This window comes from Bradyrhizobium sp. SMVTL-02 (assembly GCF_051853005.1).
Classification (GTDB): Bacteria; Pseudomonadota; Alphaproteobacteria; order Rhizobiales; family Xanthobacteraceae; genus Bradyrhizobium.
The window spans coordinates 7218974-7236749 of record NZ_CP182469.1 but is presented as its reverse complement, the minus strand read 5'-3'; the positions used below and the strand labels follow the sequence as shown (position 1 = coordinate 7236749).

19 protein-coding genes are annotated in these 17776 nt (G+C 65.8%); 9 read left to right on the top strand and 10 right to left on the bottom strand.

The genetic code is table 11. The annotated features are described in order from the left end of the window. Window positions 1-216: 216 nt before the first annotated feature. On the top strand, window positions 217-459 hold the full coding sequence (locus tag ACNJYB_RS34655) for a hypothetical protein (RefSeq protein ID WP_439371086.1): 243 nt from the start codon (window positions 217-219) through the stop codon (window positions 457-459). 138 nt (window positions 460-597) lie between these two features. After that, window positions 598-984, top strand: a complete 387-nt coding sequence (locus ACNJYB_RS34650) for a hypothetical protein (RefSeq protein ID WP_439371084.1) — start codon at window positions 598-600, stop codon at window positions 982-984. 84 nt (window positions 985-1068) lie between these two features. Here ACNJYB_RS34650 and uvrB read toward each other — a convergent pair whose 3' ends face one another. From uvrB to ACNJYB_RS34630, 4 genes are all read right to left on the bottom strand, one after another. Continuing rightward, window positions 1069-4023, bottom strand: coding sequence for an excinuclease ABC subunit UvrB (gene uvrB, locus ACNJYB_RS34645; RefSeq protein ID WP_439371083.1), 2955 nt, complete (start codon window positions 4021-4023; stop codon window positions 1069-1071). A gap of 99 nt (window positions 4024-4122) precedes the next feature. After that, complete coding sequence (locus ACNJYB_RS34640; protein WP_439371082.1) at window positions 4123-4356, bottom strand: hypothetical protein; 234 nt, start codon at window positions 4354-4356, stop codon at window positions 4123-4125. 39 nt (window positions 4357-4395) lie between these two features. Then, window positions 4396-4620 carry a hypothetical protein gene (locus ACNJYB_RS34635; RefSeq protein WP_439371080.1) on the bottom strand — a complete coding sequence of 75 codons (225 nt, stop codon included), beginning with the start codon at window positions 4618-4620 and terminating at the stop codon, window positions 4396-4398. Window positions 4621-4734: 114 nt separating this feature from the next. Next, window positions 4735-5652 carry a LysR substrate-binding domain-containing protein gene (locus ACNJYB_RS34630; RefSeq protein WP_439371078.1) on the bottom strand — a complete coding sequence of 306 codons (918 nt, stop codon included), beginning with the start codon at window positions 5650-5652 and terminating at the stop codon, window positions 4735-4737. 314 nt (window positions 5653-5966) lie between these two features. On the opposite strand from ACNJYB_RS34630, the gene ACNJYB_RS34625 reads away from it, so the two are divergent. The 3 genes from ACNJYB_RS34625 (at window position 5967) to ACNJYB_RS34615 (ending at window position 7803) form a co-directional block, all read left to right on the top strand. Continuing rightward, window positions 5967-6746, top strand: coding sequence for a TSUP family transporter (locus ACNJYB_RS34625; RefSeq protein WP_439371076.1), 780 nt, complete (start codon window positions 5967-5969; stop codon window positions 6744-6746). Further along, window positions 6743-6973, top strand: a complete 231-nt coding sequence (locus ACNJYB_RS34620) for a hypothetical protein (protein ID WP_439371075.1) — start codon at window positions 6743-6745, stop codon at window positions 6971-6973. Before ACNJYB_RS34625 ends, ACNJYB_RS34620 begins: the two co-directional genes overlap by 4 nt. A gap of 131 nt (window positions 6974-7104) precedes the next feature. Continuing rightward, window positions 7105-7803, top strand: a complete 699-nt coding sequence (locus tag ACNJYB_RS34615) for a glutathione S-transferase family protein (RefSeq protein ID WP_439371073.1) — start codon at window positions 7105-7107, stop codon at window positions 7801-7803. A gap of 77 nt (window positions 7804-7880) precedes the next feature. On the opposite strand, the gene ACNJYB_RS34610 is transcribed toward ACNJYB_RS34615, so the two are convergent. After that, window positions 7881-8087: a cysteine-rich CWC family protein gene (locus ACNJYB_RS34610; RefSeq protein WP_439371072.1), complete on the bottom strand. Its 207-nt coding sequence runs from the start codon at window positions 8085-8087 to the stop codon at window positions 7881-7883. A 114-nt stretch (window positions 8088-8201) separates the two neighbouring features. Between ACNJYB_RS34610 and ACNJYB_RS34605 the strand changes: the two genes are divergently transcribed. From ACNJYB_RS34605 to ACNJYB_RS34595, 3 genes are all read left to right on the top strand, one after another. Further along, window positions 8202-9761, top strand: a complete 1560-nt coding sequence (locus ACNJYB_RS34605) for a DUF1800 domain-containing protein (RefSeq protein ID WP_439371070.1) — start codon at window positions 8202-8204, stop codon at window positions 9759-9761. Window positions 9762-9763: 2 nt separating this feature from the next. Next, window positions 9764-10981 carry a DUF1501 domain-containing protein gene (locus tag ACNJYB_RS34600; RefSeq protein WP_439371069.1) on the top strand — a complete coding sequence of 406 codons (1218 nt, stop codon included), beginning with the start codon at window positions 9764-9766 and terminating at the stop codon, window positions 10979-10981. A 271-nt stretch (window positions 10982-11252) separates the two neighbouring features. Beyond that, complete coding sequence (locus ACNJYB_RS34595) at window positions 11253-11576, top strand: antibiotic biosynthesis monooxygenase family protein (protein WP_439371067.1); 324 nt, start codon at window positions 11253-11255, stop codon at window positions 11574-11576. Between the two features lie 16 nt (window positions 11577-11592). Here the strand turns inward: ACNJYB_RS34595 and ACNJYB_RS34590 are convergent, their stop codons facing one another. From ACNJYB_RS34590 to ACNJYB_RS34570, 5 genes are all read right to left on the bottom strand, one after another. Continuing rightward, window positions 11593-12534 carry an aldo/keto reductase gene (locus ACNJYB_RS34590; RefSeq protein WP_439371065.1) on the bottom strand — a complete coding sequence of 314 codons (942 nt, stop codon included), beginning with the start codon at window positions 12532-12534 and terminating at the stop codon, window positions 11593-11595. 253 nt (window positions 12535-12787) lie between these two features. After that, window positions 12788-13243: a GNAT family N-acetyltransferase gene (locus ACNJYB_RS34585; protein WP_439371063.1), complete on the bottom strand. Its 456-nt coding sequence runs from the start codon at window positions 13241-13243 to the stop codon at window positions 12788-12790. 178 nt (window positions 13244-13421) lie between these two features. Beyond that, window positions 13422-14228: a PAS-domain containing protein gene (locus ACNJYB_RS34580; protein ID WP_439371061.1), complete on the bottom strand. Its 807-nt coding sequence runs from the start codon at window positions 14226-14228 to the stop codon at window positions 13422-13424. 358 nt (window positions 14229-14586) lie between these two features. After that, on the bottom strand, window positions 14587-14763 hold the full coding sequence (locus ACNJYB_RS34575; RefSeq protein WP_439371060.1) for a hypothetical protein: 177 nt from the start codon (window positions 14761-14763) through the stop codon (window positions 14587-14589). A gap of 244 nt (window positions 14764-15007) precedes the next feature. Beyond that, the gene (locus ACNJYB_RS34570) at window positions 15008-15658 is read right to left on the bottom strand and encodes a glutathione S-transferase family protein (RefSeq protein WP_439371058.1); all 651 of its coding nucleotides are present in this window, start codon (window positions 15656-15658) and stop codon (window positions 15008-15010) included. Window positions 15659-16200: 542 nt separating this feature from the next. On the opposite strand from ACNJYB_RS34570, the gene ACNJYB_RS34565 reads away from it, so the two are divergent. Further along, a complete protein-coding gene (locus ACNJYB_RS34565) occupies window positions 16201-17403 on the top strand; it encodes a pyridoxal phosphate-dependent aminotransferase (RefSeq protein ID WP_439371056.1) in 1203 nt (400 codons plus the stop codon). Window positions 17404-17776: the final 373 nt, after the last annotated feature.

The following is a 17776-nucleotide window of genomic DNA, read 5'->3' as shown; positions in this document are numbered from 1 at the left end:
GTGTGCGAACGAAATAGCCGATTTCGGCCAAAACTCAATTCACGTTTTTGCAAGGCACAATTGACTGCGCTTTGTGAGATTTACAACAGAACCCCGTAATCTACCGGTCCCCGTGGACGGCGGGTTGCCGACGCGTCTTGCCGGGTGTCGCGCAAGGGAACCTGGATCCGTTCACGCCCGTTGATGTCGGGACACCGCATCCGGAGACATCGATCCATGAAAGCCACGCTTCTCGCCGTCACCGCCGCGCTCCTCATGCTAGGCGCGAGTTCCGCCGCCAACGCCAAGGGCTGCATCAAGGGCGCCGTCGTCGGCGGCGTCGCCGGCCACTATGCCGGCCATCATGGCATGTTAGGGGCCGCTGCCGGCTGTCTCTACGGCAGGCATCACGCGAAGGAACAGGAGAGGCAGCGCCAGCAACAGCAACAGAGCCAGATGAACGGGCAGGGGAAGCTGTAGCGCGACACAGCATCCGCATCGGCAGGCTGCCCCCTCTCCCCGCAGGCGGGGAGAGACGAAGCACCGGCGTGACCCATCTCACGTCACCCCGCCGGCACCGCGGCTAACGTCATCCCCATGTCATCAGGGAGACGTGCCATGGCCGCCACCGCCGCCGCGAGAAAGTCCCGCCTGCACAACGCGCTCGAAGGCCTCGCGCTCACTGCGACGCTGCAGAGCTTCCCGAGCTTCGCCACCGCCGCCTTCCTGCTCAAGCTCGTCGGCAACCACGACCTCGTGGGCGACCCCGGCGTCGCCATCTTCGTCGCGGTTGCCTCGATGCTGCATGCAATGCTCGCGGTCACCCTCGGCCCGAGCTTTCCCGCCGTCTTCAAGACCGTCTACGAGCCGAAGTTCTTCGAGGCCCATCTGTCGCTCTCCGACAAGATCACGGCCTGGCGCACCCAGCCCGCCGCCTCGCTCCAGCTCATGACCATCGTGCTGCTGCTGTCGGTGATGGCCGTGGTGACGGCGAGCGTGGGGTGAGGGGAGATCCCTCCATTCGTCATTCCGGGGTGCCAAAAGGCGGCGAGCCCGGAAGCCATGGTCACGACGAGCGCGGATGCGCCCCTACCTCTTCTTCCACCCCCCGCGGCGCCCTGGCGCCCCACCCGTCGACTTCGGCGCCGGCCCGAACTCCGGACCCGACTGCCGCGAGTCCGTCGGCTGGATGATCCTGCTCGTGCTGCCGAACGGCTTTGACGGCAGGCTCGGGCTGGCGCGGTAGGGCAGGGATTCCGGGCCGTGCATCTCGTCGAGATGCGGCTTGTGCACGCGGGAGCCCTTGCCGCCGCTGGCCTTGAGCGCCGTTGCGACGCTCTTGTTCTTCATGGCGCTGACGGGAAGGTTGGCGGCGTCGCCGTACTTCTTCGCGCCGGCATAAGCGCCGGCCTTGCCTGCAACAGTGCGCTGTTTCGCGGTGGGATCGTCGACCACCGCAAGCTCAGTCGCGCGCAGGCGCTTGACCTCGTCGCGCAGGCGGGCGGCTTCCTCGAAGTTCAGATCGGCGGCGGCCTCGCGCATCCTCGTCTCGAGATCGGCCAGCACGGCCTCGAAATTCTGACCGATCGAGATGACGTCGTCGGTCATGTCGTGGCCGCCGACCTCGACCAGCACGTGGTCGCGCTCGTAGACCGAATTGAGAATGTCGCCGATCTGCTTCTTCACGCTCTCCGGCGTGATGCCGTTGGCGTTGTTGTACTCGACCTGCTTCTCGCGGCGGCGGTTGGTCTCGGCGATGGCGCGCTCCATCGAGCCCGTCATCTGGTCGGCATAGAGGATCACCTTGCCGTCGACGTTGCGCGCGGCGCGGCCGATGGTCTGGATCAGCGAGGTCTCGCTGCGCAGGAAACCCTCCTTGTCGGCATCGAGGATCGCGACCAGCGCGCATTCGGGGATGTCGAGGCCTTCGCGCAGCAGGTTGATGCCGACCAGCGCGTCGAACGCGCCGAGGCGGAGGTCGCGGATGATCTCGATGCGCTCGATGGTGTCGATGTCGCTATGCATGTAGCGGACGCGGATGCCCTGCTCGTGCAAGTATTCGGTGAGGTCCTCCGCCATGCGCTTTGTGAGAACCGTGATCAGCGAGCGATAACCGGCCTGGGCTGTGGCACGGACCTCGCCGACGAGATCGTCGACCTGGGTGCGGGCAGGGCGAATATCAACGGGAGGATCAATAAGTCCGGTCGGTCGAATGACCTGCTCGACGAACACGCCGCCGCTCTCGTTCAGCTCCCAGCCGCTCGGCGTCGCCGACACCGCGATCGTCTGCGGCCGCATCATGTCCCACTCCTCGAAGCGCAAGGGGCGGTTGTCCATGCAGGAGGGCAGGCGGAAGCCGTATTCGGCCAGCGTCGCCTTGCGGCGGAAGTCGCCGCGGAACATGGCGCCGATCTGCGGAATGGTGACGTGGCTTTCGTCGGCGAAGATCAGCGCGTTGTCGGGAACGTATTCGAACAGCGTCGGCGGCGGCTCGCCGGGGCGGCGGCCGGTGAGATAGCGCGAATAGTTCTCGATGCCGGCGCAGCTCCCCGTCGCCTCCATCATCTCGAGGTCGAAGGTGGTGCGCTGCTCCAGCCGCTGCGCTTCCAGCAGGCGGCCCTGGTTGTTGAGCTGGTCGAGCCGCTGCTTCAGCTCCGATTTGATCGACTTGATCGCTTGCACCAGCGTCGGGCGCGGCGTCACATAGTGCGAGTTGGCGTACATCTTGATGAATTCGAGCTCGTCCTGCTTGTGGCCGGTGAGCGGATCGAACTCCTCGATGGCCTCGATGGTGTCGCCGAACAGGTTCACGCGCCAGGCGCGGTCTTCATAGTGCGCCGGGAAGATGTCGATCACATCGCCGCGCACCCGGAAGGTGCCGCGGGTGAAATCGGCCTGGGTGCGCTTGTACTGGAGCGCGACGAGGTCCGCGATGAGCTGGCGCTGGTCGATGCGCTCGCCCTTCTTCAGCGCGAAGGTCATCGCGGTGTAGGTCTCGACCGAACCGATACCGTAGATGCAGGACACCGACGCCACGATGATGACGTCGTCGCGTTCGAGCAGCGCGCGCGTCGCCGAGTGGCGCATGCGGTCGATCTGCTCGTTGATGGACGAATCCTTCTCGATATAGGTGTCGGTGCGCGGAACGTAGGCTTCGGGCTGGTAGTAGTCGTAGTACGAGACGAAATACTCGACGGCGTTGTCGGGGAAGAAACTCTTGAACTCGCCATAGAGCTGGGCGGCGAGCGTCTTGTTCGGCGCCAGGATCAGCGCCGGGCGCTGCGTCGCCTCGATCACCTTGGCCATGGTGTAGGTCTTGCCGGAGCCGGTGACGCCCAGCAGCACCTGCGAGCGGTCATTGCGCTCGATGCCCTCGACCAGCTCCTTGATCGCGGTCGGCTGGTCACCCCTGGGCTCGTAGGATGATTTGATCTCGAAGCGCACGCCGCCTTCGGACTTTTCCGGCCGCGGCGGGCGGTGCGGCGTCCACACTTTCATGGAGCCGTCGTCCTTGCGGAACTCCGGGCGGCCCTCGCGGATCAGCGACTCCAGCGCCTCCGCAGTCGCCTTGACGCCGAGCGCCTCCATCTTGTTGCGCGGCGGACGCGCCAGCGCTTCCGCGTCATCCTCTTCGGTGGGAAGTCCGAGCTGACGGGCCAGTTCCGGATCGAGCGTCGGGATCGTCGCGGCGGTGCCGTAATTGGCCTGCGGCGCTTCATCAAAACCTTCGGTCGATGCACGCGCCCCCGGCGGCTGCGGATTGGGCCGCAGCGGCATCGGTCGCGTCATATCCTGCGGAAACTCCTTCGGCGTCGAGGCGCGCGCGCGATGCGCAGCGGCCTCGCCCCCGGCGCGGCGGTCGCGCGAATTGTCCGGCGGCGGCTGCAGGCCGGTGCCCGAGCCAAGCCCGGCGTCGCCGCGATTGATCGCGGGATTGAGCAATTCGGCCAGCGCCGGCCCGATCGGCTGCACATCAGGGCGGTGCGCTTTCGAGTTCGGGGCCTTGGATTTGGGGGATTTCGGGGGAGCAGGTTTCTTCGCCATGTGGCGAATATGGGACGAGTCCGCCGCTCAATAAAGGGCGAATGACCCGCTCAGGCTGCTGACAGCAGGTTGGCAGCAGCCCGTGGCCGATACCTGCGCTCACGCCGCAGGCAGCGGTCCGTCGTCGTCCTCGACCGCCTGGCGCGGCTTCAGGACGTCGAGATGAATGCCGCCGCAATCGGTGCACCGCATGGTCCAGTACTCACATCCGGCGCGACCGCCGATCACGCGGACCACCGTGAGTTCGCCGTCGCAGTCCGGGCATTTCGACAGCACCGACCGGGCGTAGGTTCGGGCCAGCGGCTGGGTCTCTTCGATCTCGATAGACGACATCACGGGTTCCTGGTTGCGCGCCGCGCTGTGCTGAAAGGCCTATTCGTCGCCCCTGGCGGCGCGCCGGCGGAAGCGATCGATGTGATGCTTGGCGTCGGCGATCGCGGCATCGCGATCGGGCCAGGCGAAGCCGACTTCCATGGCCGGAAACAGCACGCCGTCGATGGCAACCGGGCTGAAATCGGCGCGCCGGATGCGGGCGTGCCACAGTCCCTTGCCAGCTTCGAAGGATTCGATGTCAAAGCCGTCGTAGAGGGTCGTCATTGCTAGTCCCCAAAGTGGTCCGTAAGTGTCTTTTTGGAGGGTCAGGAGACCACGTTTGCCGACTCTGGGATGTGAAGCCGTTCACAAGATGCCGGCTTTTTTGCCGGTGTGGCGTCAGTTCCGCGCGGAACTGCGGCTGGACCGCCGGAGGGGACGGGCGGTGGGTTCCGATGCCGCGCGCATGATCCAGCGGCGGAACGCGGCAAAGTCGCGCTGTTCGGTCTGGAAGCTGCGATAGAGCAGGTACCAGCGCATGCCCTTGGGCACGGAGAGGTCGAACGGAGCGACCAACCGTCCAGCGGCGAGATCGTCGTCGATATAGGGCCGGATGCCCATGGCGATGCCGAGCCCGTCGGCGGCGGCCTGCAGTGCCTGGCCATAGAACTGGAACTGCGGCCCGCGCGCGTTGATGCGCGGCAGGTTCGCGGCCTTCAGCCAGATCGGCCAGTCCTCGGGCGAGTGCGCGACGCGGATCAGGCTGGGTCCCCGGAGATCGGCGGGCCGCTTCAATGAGGCTGCGAGACGGGGCACGCAGACCGGCGTGAGATCGCCGGCAAACAACGGCTCGGCGACGAGGCCGGGCCAGTCGCCGGTGCCGAGCTTGATGCCGCAATTCCAGTCCTCGCCGAACGGCACCAGGGCGCCGCCGGTGGTGAAGCGCACCTCGATGTCGGGCTCCTCGCTGCGAAACTCCGACAGCCGCGGGATCAGCCAGCGCATCGCAAAGGTGTGGCCGACGCCGATGGTGAGCACGCGCACGCTGGAAGGCGCCGTCACCTGCGCGGTGAGGCTTGCGAGCGCATCGAAGATCGGGGTCAGCCCGCTTTGATACGCGCGGCCGGCCTGCGTCAGCACCAGGCGGTTGGCCTTGCGCTCGAACAGGGCGACGCCGAGCCGCTCTTCCAGGAGATGCACCATGCGACTGACGGCGGCTGCCGACACGCTGAGTTCGAGCCCGGCCGCAGCAAAGCTGCCTGTCCGCGCCGCCGCCTCGAATGCCTTGATGCCGTTGAGAAACAGCAGCCGCCGCAAATGCCCGACCCTCAGGAAAGCTGATGCCAGGGCAAGATAACTCAGTTTGCGAAGACGCGGCAAGCGAGGCAGAAGAATGACCGTAATTCCAAGTTGATTGACCGGGAGGCGCCGTTGCCTTCGCCTCTCCCCGCCTGCGGGGGGAGCCCGGAATTTGCGGCAGCAAATTCCGGGTGAGGGGGACTCTCCGCGAGTCCAACTGTCACCGTTCCCGCGGAGACTCCCTGACCCCACCCCTCTCCCCGCAAGCGGGGCGAGGGAGTGAAACAGCGTGCGTCCCTGACTATGCGTGCCCGCGGAAGGAGATTCCCCTTGTGACGCCCATCATGATCGCTGCCCTTGGATTGCTGATGGTCGCAACCGCATTCCTGTCGGGGCTGTTCGGCATGGCGGGCGGGCTGATCCTGATCGGGGTGCTGCTGGCCCTGATGCCGCTGCCGACCGCGATGGTGCTGCATGCGATCACGCAGATGGCCTCGAACGGCTGGCGCGCGTTCCTGTGGCGGGCGCATATCCGCTGGCGGCCGGTCGCGAACTACATGGTCGGTGCTGCCATTGCGCTCGCCGCCTGGTCCATCACCCGCTACGTGCCGGACAAGCCGACGGCCCTGCTCCTGCTCGGCATCACCCCCTTCATGGCACGGCTGTTGCCGTCAGACATCAAGCCGGATCCCGACAGGCTCTGGCAGGGCACTGTCTATGGGACGATCTGCATGGGCCTGATGCTGATGACCGGCGTGTCGGGGCCGTTGCTCGACACCTTCTTCCTGGGCGGCGACTTTGGCCGGCGCGAGAAGGTCGCGACGAAAGCGATGTGCCAGCTCGTCAGCCATTTCACCAAGCTGGTCTATTTCGGCGGCATCATCGACCAGGCCGCGAGCCTCGATCCCGTGCTCGCCGGCGTCGCGATCGCAGCCTCGATGCTCGGCACCACGCTGGCGCGGCGCATCCTCGAAGCCATGACCGACCAGCAATTCATCGCCTGGTCGAACAAGCTGATCACCACCATCGCCTGCTATTATATCGCCTATGGCGGCTGGCTCCTGGTTCGCACGCCGGTGCTGGCCGCTTTCGAAAAGGGAGGTTTGCAATGAGCTGTAACGCCGATCCGCTGGTGCTGGACTTCGTCGAATGGATCGCGCGCGAACCGCGCGCCTATGCCGAGGTGATTTCGACCTGGAAGACCTCGTGCCCGCGCCTCACCATCTGGGAAGACGCCGCTGAGCGCGGCTACGTGGCGCGCGAGACGCTGCCCGGTGTCGGACTGGTCATCGCGGTGACGGAAGGCGGCGAGAGGCTGCTGCGCACCAACGGGCGGTGATGCACGCTGCCGCCTCCACATCGTCATTGCGAGCGCAAGCGAAGCAATCCAGAATGTCTCCGCGACGGCAGTCTGGATTGCTTCGTCGCAAGAGCTCCTCGCAATGACGGAGCATGAGGAGCCTGCCAGCCATGTCACTCAAACTGTTCGAGCTCGTCGGCACCGACGCCGCACGCCCCTTCAGCCCCTATTGCTGGCGCACGCGGATGGCGCTGGCGCACAAGGGTCTGTCGGCGGAGACGGTGCCCTGGCGCTTCACCCAGAAGAGCGCGATCGCGCCGCACGGCTCGGAGAAAGTCCCGGTGCTGCTGCATCACGACAGGCCGATCGTCGATTCCTGGACCATCGCGAACTATCTCGAGGACAATTTTTCGGACCGCCCGTCACTGTTCGGCGGCGAGGGCGGCCGCGCCATGGCGCGCATGATCAACGCGTGGGGCGACATCGCGATCGTCGGCGGCATCTTTCCGCTCATCATCGCCGACATCCCGAAGAATCTGGCCGAGGTGGATGCCGCCTATTTCCGCAAGTCCCGCGAGGCGCGCTTCGGCGGCAAGACTCTCGAGGAGATCATGGGGAGCCGCGATGCCGGCGTGATCGCATTCCGCAAGTCGCTGGAGGTGATGCGCCAGACGCTCAAGACGCAGCCGTTTCTCGGCGGGCAGGCACCGAACTATGCCGACTACATCGTGTTCGGCGGATTCCAGTGGGCGCGCGTGGTGAGCCCGTTCAAGCTGCTGGAGACGGACGATCCGGTCTATGCCTGGCGCGGGAAACTGCTGGATGCCTTCGACGGCATGGCGCGGAAGTCGCCGGGATTTGCGGTGTAGCTGTCGGGCACACTCGCTCTCCAACGTCGCCCTGGTTTCGCCGGGACGACACGGGAGAATATGGCTGCGTGTCGCATCTAACCAGCAGCGCTCGCCTCTGCAGCCTTGCGCAGACATGCCCGGCACAGGCAATCCTCGCCCTTGACCGGCATCGGCAGGCGCTCGGTTTCCTCCGCGCACCAGCAATCGCCGGACAGATCGCAGCCGAATTCGCTGCCGCAGCGGGAGCAGATGAGGCGGCGCGGAAGTGCCGGCGCTGACGGCATTTCTTTCGGAATTGTCATGATTTACGCCGAAGCTTCGCCGTCATTTTCATGTCGGGTTCATCTGTTGCTGCGCTATATTATGCGCAGCGCACGCATCAGGAAAGCGGTTGGCAATCCGCGAAGGACAAATCGATGGCACGCGATTCGCAAGCCGCCCTCGTTGCGCTCAACCGCTTCGGCTTCGGTGCCCGCGGTGGTGCATCGGGTGATCTCATCAACGCGGCCTCCGATCCGCGCGGCTTCGTGAAGGCGGAACTGGCCCGTCCCAATGGCGTGCTGCTCGAGGCGCCGGGGCTGCAATCGACGCCGCAGCTCGGGCAGGCGGTGTTTGCCTATCAGGAGCAGGTCAAGCAGGCGCGCGAGGCTGCCAAGGAAACTGGCAAGGCCGCTGAGACGCCGCCGCAGGCGCCGGCCGATCAGAAGCCCGCTTTGCGCCGCAACCTTTCACTCAATGCAGCCGCGACCGAGATCGCCGGCCAGATGGCGGAGGCGAAGCCTGCCGACACGATGGCGAAGCCGGAAACGATGCAGCCGAGCGCGGCCACGCCGCCGGCGGCAAAGCCCGCGCCGCAGCCGCTCAACGTGATCCAGAAGACCTTTCGCGCCGAGGCGCTGGCGCGCCTGCAGCGCGCGACGCTGGTCGAATGCGGCTTCACCGAGCGTCTCGTCGTGTTCTGGTCCAATCATTTCTGCATCTCCGCCAGCAAGGGCGAGCTGGCGCGGATCTGGGCCGGTGCGTTCGAGCGCGAGGCGATCAGGCCGCACGTGCTCGGCCGTTTCGCCGACATGCTGAAGGCGGTCGAGCAGCATCCGGCGATGTTGTTCTTCCTCGATAACCAGCAATCGCTCGGCCCTGACTCGCGCGCCGGGCAGAACCGCAAGCGCGGGCTGAACGAAAATCTCGCGCGCGAGATCATGGAGCTGCATACGCTTGGCGTCGGCGGTGGCTACACGCAGGAGGACGTCACCTCGCTCGCGCGTATCATCACCGGCTGGACCTATGCCGGTCGGCAAGGGCAGCTCGGCACACCCGGCTCGTTCGTGTTCAACGCCAATGCGCACCAGCCCGGGCCGCAAATGCTGCTCGGCAAGACCTATGAGCCGAGCGGCCTTGCGCAGGGCGAGGCTGCGCTCGCCGACATCGCGCGTCATCCCTCGACCGCGAATTTCATCGCGACCAAGCTCGTCCGCCATTTCGTCGCAGATGAGCCCCCGCCCGCGCTCGTGGCGCGGCTGCGCGATGTCTTCGTCAGGACCGACGGCGATCTCAAGGCGATTGCGACGGCGCTGGTCGATGCCGACGAGGCCTGGAAAGCGCCGCTGACCAAGATGCGCAGCCCTTACGATTTCCTGGTCGCGAGCGGCCGGCTGCTCGCGCGCGTGCCCGAGGATCCCGGCGCGTATCTGAACAATCTCAACCTGCTGGGACAGCCGCTGTGGTCGCCGGCAGGGCCCAACGGTTTCCCCGACACCAGCGCCGCCTGGGCCGCGCCTGAGGGCATGAAGCTGAGGCTCGACATCGCCGCCCAGATGGGCGCGCGGCTCGGCAACAACATCGATCCGCTCGACCTCTTGGAGTTCGCAGCAGCCGACGCGGCCTCGATCGAAACGCGCCGCACCATCGAACGCGCGGAGTCGCGCCAGCAGGCGCTGGCGCTGCTGCTGATGTCGCCGGAAATGCAGAGGAGATGAAGATGATCGACTGCATCGAGAACCGGCTCCTCACCTCGCGCCGCGGGCTCCTGCTCGGCGGCGCCTCGTTCGCGGCGTGGGCTTACCTGCCGAAATTCGCGCGCGCCGCCGACGGACGTGATCCCAGATTGATCGTGGTGATCCTGCGCGGCGCGCTCGACGGGCTCTCGACCGTCGCGCCGCTCGGTGACCCCGACTACGCCGGCCTGCATGGCTCGATCGCGCTCACGGCCGATGGCGCACATCGCGCGATCATGCTCGACTCGTTCTTCGCGCTGCATCCGGCGATGCCGGAGTTCGCGCGCATGTATCGCGACCGGCATGCCGCGGTGATCCATGCGGTGGCGACGCCCTATCGCGACCGCTCGCATTTCGACGGCCAGGACGTGCTCGAAAGCGGCTATGCCGGCCCGGGTCGCGTGCAGTCCGGCTGGCTCAACCGTGCGCTGGAGGCGCTGCCGCGCGGCGAGCGCGTGTCGAGCGGCCTTGCGGTCGGGCCGACCACGTCGCTGGTGCTGCGCGGCAATGCGCCGACCGTGGGCTGGGCGCCGGTCGCGCTGCCGCAGGCCGACGACGACACCGCGATGCGGCTCGTCGAGCTCTATCGCCACCGCGATCCCGCGCTGGCGGCGGCGCTGTCGCAAGGCCTTCAGCTCGACAAGGCCGCTGTTGGCGACGACATGAAGGCGAAGGGCGGCAATCAGGTTGCGCAGATGCGGCAAGTGGCCCGGGGCGCGGCCAAGCTGATGGCGGCCGACGACGGCCCGCGCATCGCCGCGCTCGCCTTCGACGGCTGGGACACGCACGCCAATGAGGGCGGCCCTGTCGGGCGTCTCGCCTTCCTGCTCGGCGGTCTCGACGGCGCGCTCGCCGAATTCGAGAGCGGTCTGGGCGAGCGTTGGCGCGACACCGTCGTCGTCGTCGCCACCGAGTTCGGCCGCACTGCGCGCATCAATGGCACCGACGGCACCGATCACGGCACCGGTACCATCGCGCTGCTCGCCGGCGGCGCCGTGAAAGGCGGCCGCGTCATCTCGGATTGGCCGGGCCTCAAGCTCGCGAACTTGTACGAGGCCCGCGACCTCAAGCCCACGACGGACCTGCGCGCGGTGATCAAGGGCGTGCTGCAGGACCAGTTCGGCCTGTCGGATCGCGTGCTGGCGGAGACGGTGTTTCCGGACAGCGCGAGCGTGCGGCCGATGAAGGGATTGGTTACATAACCTCTCCCCGCCCTTCTGCGGGGAGAGGTCGGATCGCCCCGGCGATGCGCAGCATCGTCCGGCGCGATCCGGTTGAGGGGCAGGGCACACTGTTGCCAAGAGGGCCGTGTTTCCGACTCCCACATTGACCGTGCGTGCGCCACGCAGTTCGCCTACAATCGACGCCGAATGGGCGGAGACGGCCCCTCACCCCACCCTCTCCCCGCAAGAGCGGCGAGGGAGTGTGAGGGCGATGCGTCCCTTACAATTCCGGATCAGGAGAGACCACCGCATGTACATCGCCATGAACCGCTTCCGCGTCGCCAAGGGCTCCGAGTCCGCCTTCGAGCAGGTCTGGCTGACCCGCGACACTCATCTGGACAACGTGCCGGGCTTTGTCGAATTCCATCTGCTGCGCGGGCCGGAAGCCGAGGACCACACGCTCTACGCCTCCCACACCGTGTGGGCCAACCATGCGGCCTTCGAGGCCTGGACCAAGTCGGAGGCGTTTCGCGCCGCGCATCACCGCGCCGGCGACAACAAGCCGCTTTATCTCGGCCATCCCCAGTTCGAGGGTTTTGAAGTCATGCAGACGGTGGGGCGCGGCGCGAAGTAGCGCCGCCCTTTACACTTCAGCCCAAGGTGATCCTGTCGATCTCGGCCATCTCGTCGGCGCTGAGTCTCCAGGCGATCGCCTTGACGTTCTCCTCGATCTGTTCGACGCGGGTCGCACCGGCAATCACGCTCGAGACTTGCGGGCGCGCGGCGAGCCAGGAAAAGGCGAGCTGCAGCATCGAATGGCCGCGCGCTTTCGCAAAGGCCTGGAGCTTCTCGACGATGTCCTCGTTGCGCGGCGTGACGTAGCGGTCGCGCAGCCGCGGCACCTTGCCGAAGCGGGTGTCGGCAGGCGCGACCTCGCCCTTCCTGTATTTGCCGGTCAACAGACCGCTTGCGAGGGGGAAGAACGGCAACAGCCCGAGCTTGTATTCCGTCGCGGCCGGCAGCAGGTCCTTCTCGATGTCGCGTACGAGCAGGGAATATTCGTCCTGGCACGAGACGAAGCGGCTGACATTCATCGCGCGTGCGACGTACTCGGCTTCCGCGATCCGCCAGGCCGGAAAGTTCGAATTGCCGATGTAGCGGACCTTGCCCTGGCGGACGAGATCGTCGAGCGCGCGCAGGCTCTCCTCGATCGGGGTCAGCGGGTCGTAGTCGTGCTGCTGGTAGAGATCGATGTAATCGGTCTTCAGCCGCTTCAGGCTCGCCTCCACGGCCTCCATGATGTAGCGGCGCGAGGCGCCCTGCCTGGTGCCATCCTCGGCCATGGGCTTGGCGTATTTCGTCGCCAGCATGATGTCCTTGCGGCGATCGCCCAGCACGGTGCCGAGCACGGTCTCCGAGCCGCCCATGTTCGAATAGATGTCGGCAGTGTCGAACAGCGTGATGCCGAGGTCGAGCGCGCGATGGATGACCTTGCGCGAGGTCTCGAGGTCGGTGCGCTGGCCGAAATTGTTGCAGCCGAGCCCGACCGCGGACACGCGTAGTCCGGAGGCGCCGAGATTGCGAATTTCCATGAAAGATTCTGTCGGAGATGAGCGGCGGGCATTCTGACCAGTACGCGCCGCAGCAGCAAGCCGCCCGCCGCGCTGCTGCCATGCCGGCGGCGCGGACAAAGAAATGCGGCCCCTGTCAGACGCGGCGACTGACGGGGACCGCTTTGGGGCGCTTGATCGGTGACGGGGGGCCTGATCAGACGCAACTGCAGCCTAGTCCCGGTGTGTAACGTGCCGGTGACAGGACGAGTTGCCCACAGGCGGTGCGCGTGGATCAGAACAGCTTGCGATAGACAATGAAGCCGGACCGCTCCGCGACCTGGTCGTACAGGCGCTGTGCCGTGAGGTTGGTCTCGTGGGTCTGCCAGTAGACCCGTGGCGAGCCCGCCAGCTTGGCCCGCTCATACACCCCATGGATCAGCGCCGAGGCGACGCCCTTGCCGCGCGCGGCTTCCAGCGTGAACAGGTCCTGCAGGTAGCAGGACGGCTCGATCGCGGTGGTGCTGCGATGGAACAGATAGTGCGTCAGCCCGAGCAGCTTGCCGTCGCTTTCGGCGACCAGCGCGTGCACCGGCTCATAGGCATCGAAGAAGCGCTGCCACGTCATCTTAGTGATCTCGCCCGCAAGCGCAGTCGGACCGGAGCGCCCGTAGAAGGCGTTGTAGCCGTCCCAGAGCGGGAGCCATTGATCGTAGTCCTGCCTCGTGACGGAGCGAATGGTGAGCGACATGTGAGAATTCCGCGATCGATGAGGCGTCCTTCATACGTGATGAAGGGGAGGCGATCAATTTTCATGCGAGACGGATGGACATTCGGTCGTGGCAAATGATGTGCCCGGCCCCTCACCGTGGGGTGAGGGGCTGTGTCCGCGAGCGCCGGCGCATACGATGGGCGCACGGTCGACCAACTCACTCCGCGGCGCGCAGATACCGGATCAGCTTGCGGTTCGTGGGATCGCGCAGCGAGCGGTAATAGTCGGCACGCGCCGGCGCATCGGTGTGGCGCACGAGGTCGGTGACCGGCGTGTAGCTCAGCATGCGCCCACCGTCGGGCAGCGCGGCGCAGACGAAGCGCAGCACCTCGCCATTGCGCAATTTGATGTTGATCGGCGTCGCATCGCCGACCCGCACCATCTCCATGCGCTGCGCGATGAAAGTGCCGAGCTCGTCCTCCGGCAATTCGAACGCGCCGGTGTCGCGGCTGTGATACATCAGTGCGATGAAGGGTGGCTTGCCGTCGGCGATGTCGTCCGGCACCGCAAAATAATCGCGGAAGGCGCGGTTGATGAATTCGGCGCGCGTCTCCGTGTCGAGCAGCACGATGCCGATGTCGACCTGGTCGAGTGCGGCCGACAGCCGCGCGGCGGTGGCGTGGCTCTGGCGCTCGGTGGCGAAGGCAGCGAGCAGCCGCTCGCGCATCAGGCCGGTGATGCCTGCGGTGCCGAAGGCCGTCACTGCGAGCAGGCCGACCATGTCCGCGTTGGCATGGAAGGGCACGGCGCGATGCCCGGCGAAGAACAGCGCCGCGCCGGCGACCGCGAGGACCGCGCTGGCCATGGCGGAGGCGAAACCCGCCAGCGCGCCGGCAAGCGCGACGATGCAGACGAACAGCGGCGCAGGCGAGGGAATTTGAACGGATCGATCGAGCAGGATTGCCAGCAGCGTGATCGCTACCGTCAGTATCGGACCGCAAATCGCTCGCCATCCGGACCGCATGGCCTGTCTCGTTCCTCCTGAACGAGGGAACGCCGCAACATTGACCGATTGTTGCGCCTGCGCGGTGAGGAATCCTGCGGTGTGCTTAAAGGCGGCTTGCGAGCGCGCGCCAAGCTTTCGGATGATTTTACACCAAATGCGAATGCCTGACGCGCTGCTGCAACGGCGGCGCGTTCAGCGTCGAGGTGCCCGAGCTCTTGCGCATGCCCGTGAAAATCAACAGCGATGCCGCACAACCAGGATGGCCGCGGTCAGGGTAATTGCCACGACGACCACAGGTGATTTCATCGACGCCCTGTCGATGCCGTGCAGCGCGGGCCGCGCGGCACCTTGAAGGCGGTCCAGGACGAAACGGGAATCAGACCGGCAGGCCCATCGCCATGGTCGCCTTGGTCGACAGCACTGTCAGGGTGACGATCAGGCATAGCGAGATCGCGGCGACGGCGAGCGAGGCCGCGACCGCATTGGTCAGCCGGGAAGACGAAACGGTATCGGTTCGGCTCTGAAAGCCTGCCGTGCCGGACGCCTGAGTCATGGTCTAAATCCTTCAACGTGCGAGCGAATCAGCCGCGACGCCGAACAATTTCACCATTTCAACCGGCAAGATTGCGGCGGCCGGGGCGCAGAATATGGCGGGATCGGGGCAGGGGTTAACACTATACCCGCTATTCTTAACGCCCGGAGTGGTTGCGGACCAGTCGAGCCGCGCATTCGCTGCACCTCTCTTGCAAGCTTGCGGGAGAGGAGCGCACCTTCCTCGAGTTCGGCCTTCCGGGTTTTCAGGCCCCCGCGGCGATGCTGGCGGGGTCGTCGATATCAGCCGGACGCCAGTCCATCGACACGAAGCCGGGGGCGGCCTCGACGCGCTTCAGCCAGTCCCGGATCGCCGGGAAGGCCTCGAGGTCGAAGTCGCAGCGATCGGCGAGGTGGGTGTAGCCGTACAGCGCGATGTCCGCGACCGTGAGCTGGCGGGCGGCGAAATAGGGGCTGGTCTTGAGATGGTTCTCCATCACCTGGAGCGCGCCATAGCCGCGCTCCATCCAGTCCTCCAGCGCGTGGGTCTGCAGGTCGCGGCCGCCCTTAACCAGCGACAGCCAGAAATAGGCGGCGCCGATATTCGGCTCGAGCGCGTGTTGCTCGAAGAACATCCATTGCAGCGCCTCGGCGCGGTCGATGCGGTTCTCCGGTGCGAGCGGCGTGCCGACGGCGACATACCAGAGGATGGCATTGGACTCGGCGAGGTAGCGGTCCTCGCCGACCTCGAGCAGCGGCACCTGGCCCGACGGATTCTTGGACAGGAAGTCCGGCGTGCGGCTTTCGCCGCGCAGAATGTCCACCTCGACCGCTTCGTAAGGGACGTTCAACAGCGCCAGCGCAAGGCGGACCTTGTAGCTGTTGCCCGAGCGTTGCATCGAATAGAGCTTGTACATTCTGAAAGTTCTGAACCTGGGACGGGAAGCGCGGCGCATCCTGCCCACGCGCCGCGGCTAAACAATGATGCCGATGCGAATCCGCCGCAAGTGCCGGCCAATAGAAAAACTCGAAAACCCTACCGCACCGCAATGCCGCGGAAGATCATTTCCGCGCGACGCTGCAAATCGAGATCACGCCTGCGTCAACGCGTCGGCGTTGCCCATAACTGCTGAGACGTTGGGCGGCTGTGATCGCGCCGGGCGCTCACGATCGACTCGAGGGCCCAGGCGTTCGCGAAACGTCAGCGTCGTGGTCGGTTCTTGGTATCGAAGCGGCCTGAAATTGCTCGGAGGACAAGCCTTGCCGGATATGAGGGGTTTGCGCGGCAAAGTTGCGGAAAATTGCGGGAAATCGCGGCTTGAAGCGGCAGAATTCGGAAACTTTTGCGGGATCGGGCCGAAGTTTCTTGCGGTGCAACGGCACACGTTTTAGGGTGCCTCCATTCCCACAATCAGAGTCGTGAGGCGAAAGGCTTCACGACGCTTGTCAGGAGATGACGATGTCCTTCCTTGCCGCTGCGCTCGACCGTGTGAAGCCGTCCGCGACCATCGCGGTCACGGATAAAGCACGGGCGCTGAAAGCGGCGGGCCGCAACGTCATCGGCCTCGGTGCCGGCGAGCCCGATTTCGACACGCCCGCCAACATCAAGCTCGCGGCGATCCGCGCCATCGAGGCCGGCAAGACCAAGTACACCGCGGTCGACGGCATCCCCGAACTGAAGGAAGCCATCATCGCGAAGTTCCAGCACGAGAACGGCGTCGTCTACAAGCCGAACCAGATCATCGTCGGCACCGGCGGCAAGCAGGTGCTCTACAACGCGCTCATGGCGACCATCAATCCGGGCGACGAGGTGATCATCCCCGCGCCCTATTGGGTCAGCTACCCTGAAATGGTGGCGCTCGCCGGCGGCGAGCCGGTGCCGGTGGTCTGCACCGCCGCGACCGGCTTCAAGCTCGGGGCCGAGGCCCTCGAGCGCGCGATCACGCCGAAGACCAAATGGGTGATCCTGTGCTCGCCGTCGAACCCGACCGGTGCGGCCTACACCAGGGCAGAGCTGAAGGCGCTCACGGACGTGCTGGTCAAGCATCCGCATGTCTGGGTGATGACCGACGATATGTACGAGCACCTCGTTTATGACGACTTCCAGTTCACCACGGTCGCGCAGGTCGAGCCCAGCCTCTACGACCGCACGCTCACGGTGAACGGCGTGTCGAAGGCCTATTGCATGACCGGCTGGCGCATCGGCTATGCCGGCGGCCCTGCCCAGCTCATCAAGGCGATGTCGACCATCCAGTCGCAGTCGACCTCGAACCCCTGCTCGATCGCGCAGTGGGCTTCGGTGGAAGCGCTGAACGGTCCGCAGGACTTCATCCCCGCCAACAACAAGGTGTTCAAGGAGCGCCGCGACCTCGTCGTCTCCATGCTCAACCAGGCCAACGGCATCGAGTGCCCGCGTCCCGAAGGTGCGTTCTACGTCTATCCGTCCTGCGCCGGCACGATCGGCAAGAAGGCGCCCTCGGGCAACGTGATCTCGAACGACGAGCAGTTCGTCACCGAGCTGCTCGAGACCGAAGGCGTCGCGGTGGTGCAGGGTTCGGCCTTCGGCCTCGGCCCGGCCTTCCGCATCTCCTATGCGACCAAGACCTCGGACCTCGAAGACGCCTGCAAGCGCATTCAGCGCTTCTGCGGCAATCTGCGCTGATCGCGTCTCGACTAAGTTCGCGAAAGGCCCGCCTCCGGCGGGCTTTTTTGTGCGTGTTTCGATTGAGTGGAGTCGGATGGGCTTTTGTTTGGGCCAGCAGCGTGCCTTGCCCCGTCACCCGGATCGCGCCGGACGATGCTTCGCATCGCCGGGGCAATCCGACCTCTCCCCGCAGAAGGCGGGAGAGTTAAGTCGCGGCCGCTAGCGCGTTTTGATTGTTGTCGATCGTGAGGGACGCGCCGCTCTCTCGCTCCCTCTCCCCGTTTTCACGGGGAGAGGGCGGGGTGAGGGGCCTCTCTCCGGGCGTTCATTTCAGATACGTCCGATCTGGCACCCACAACGCTCTTGTGGCATAGACATCGCGCAACACGGG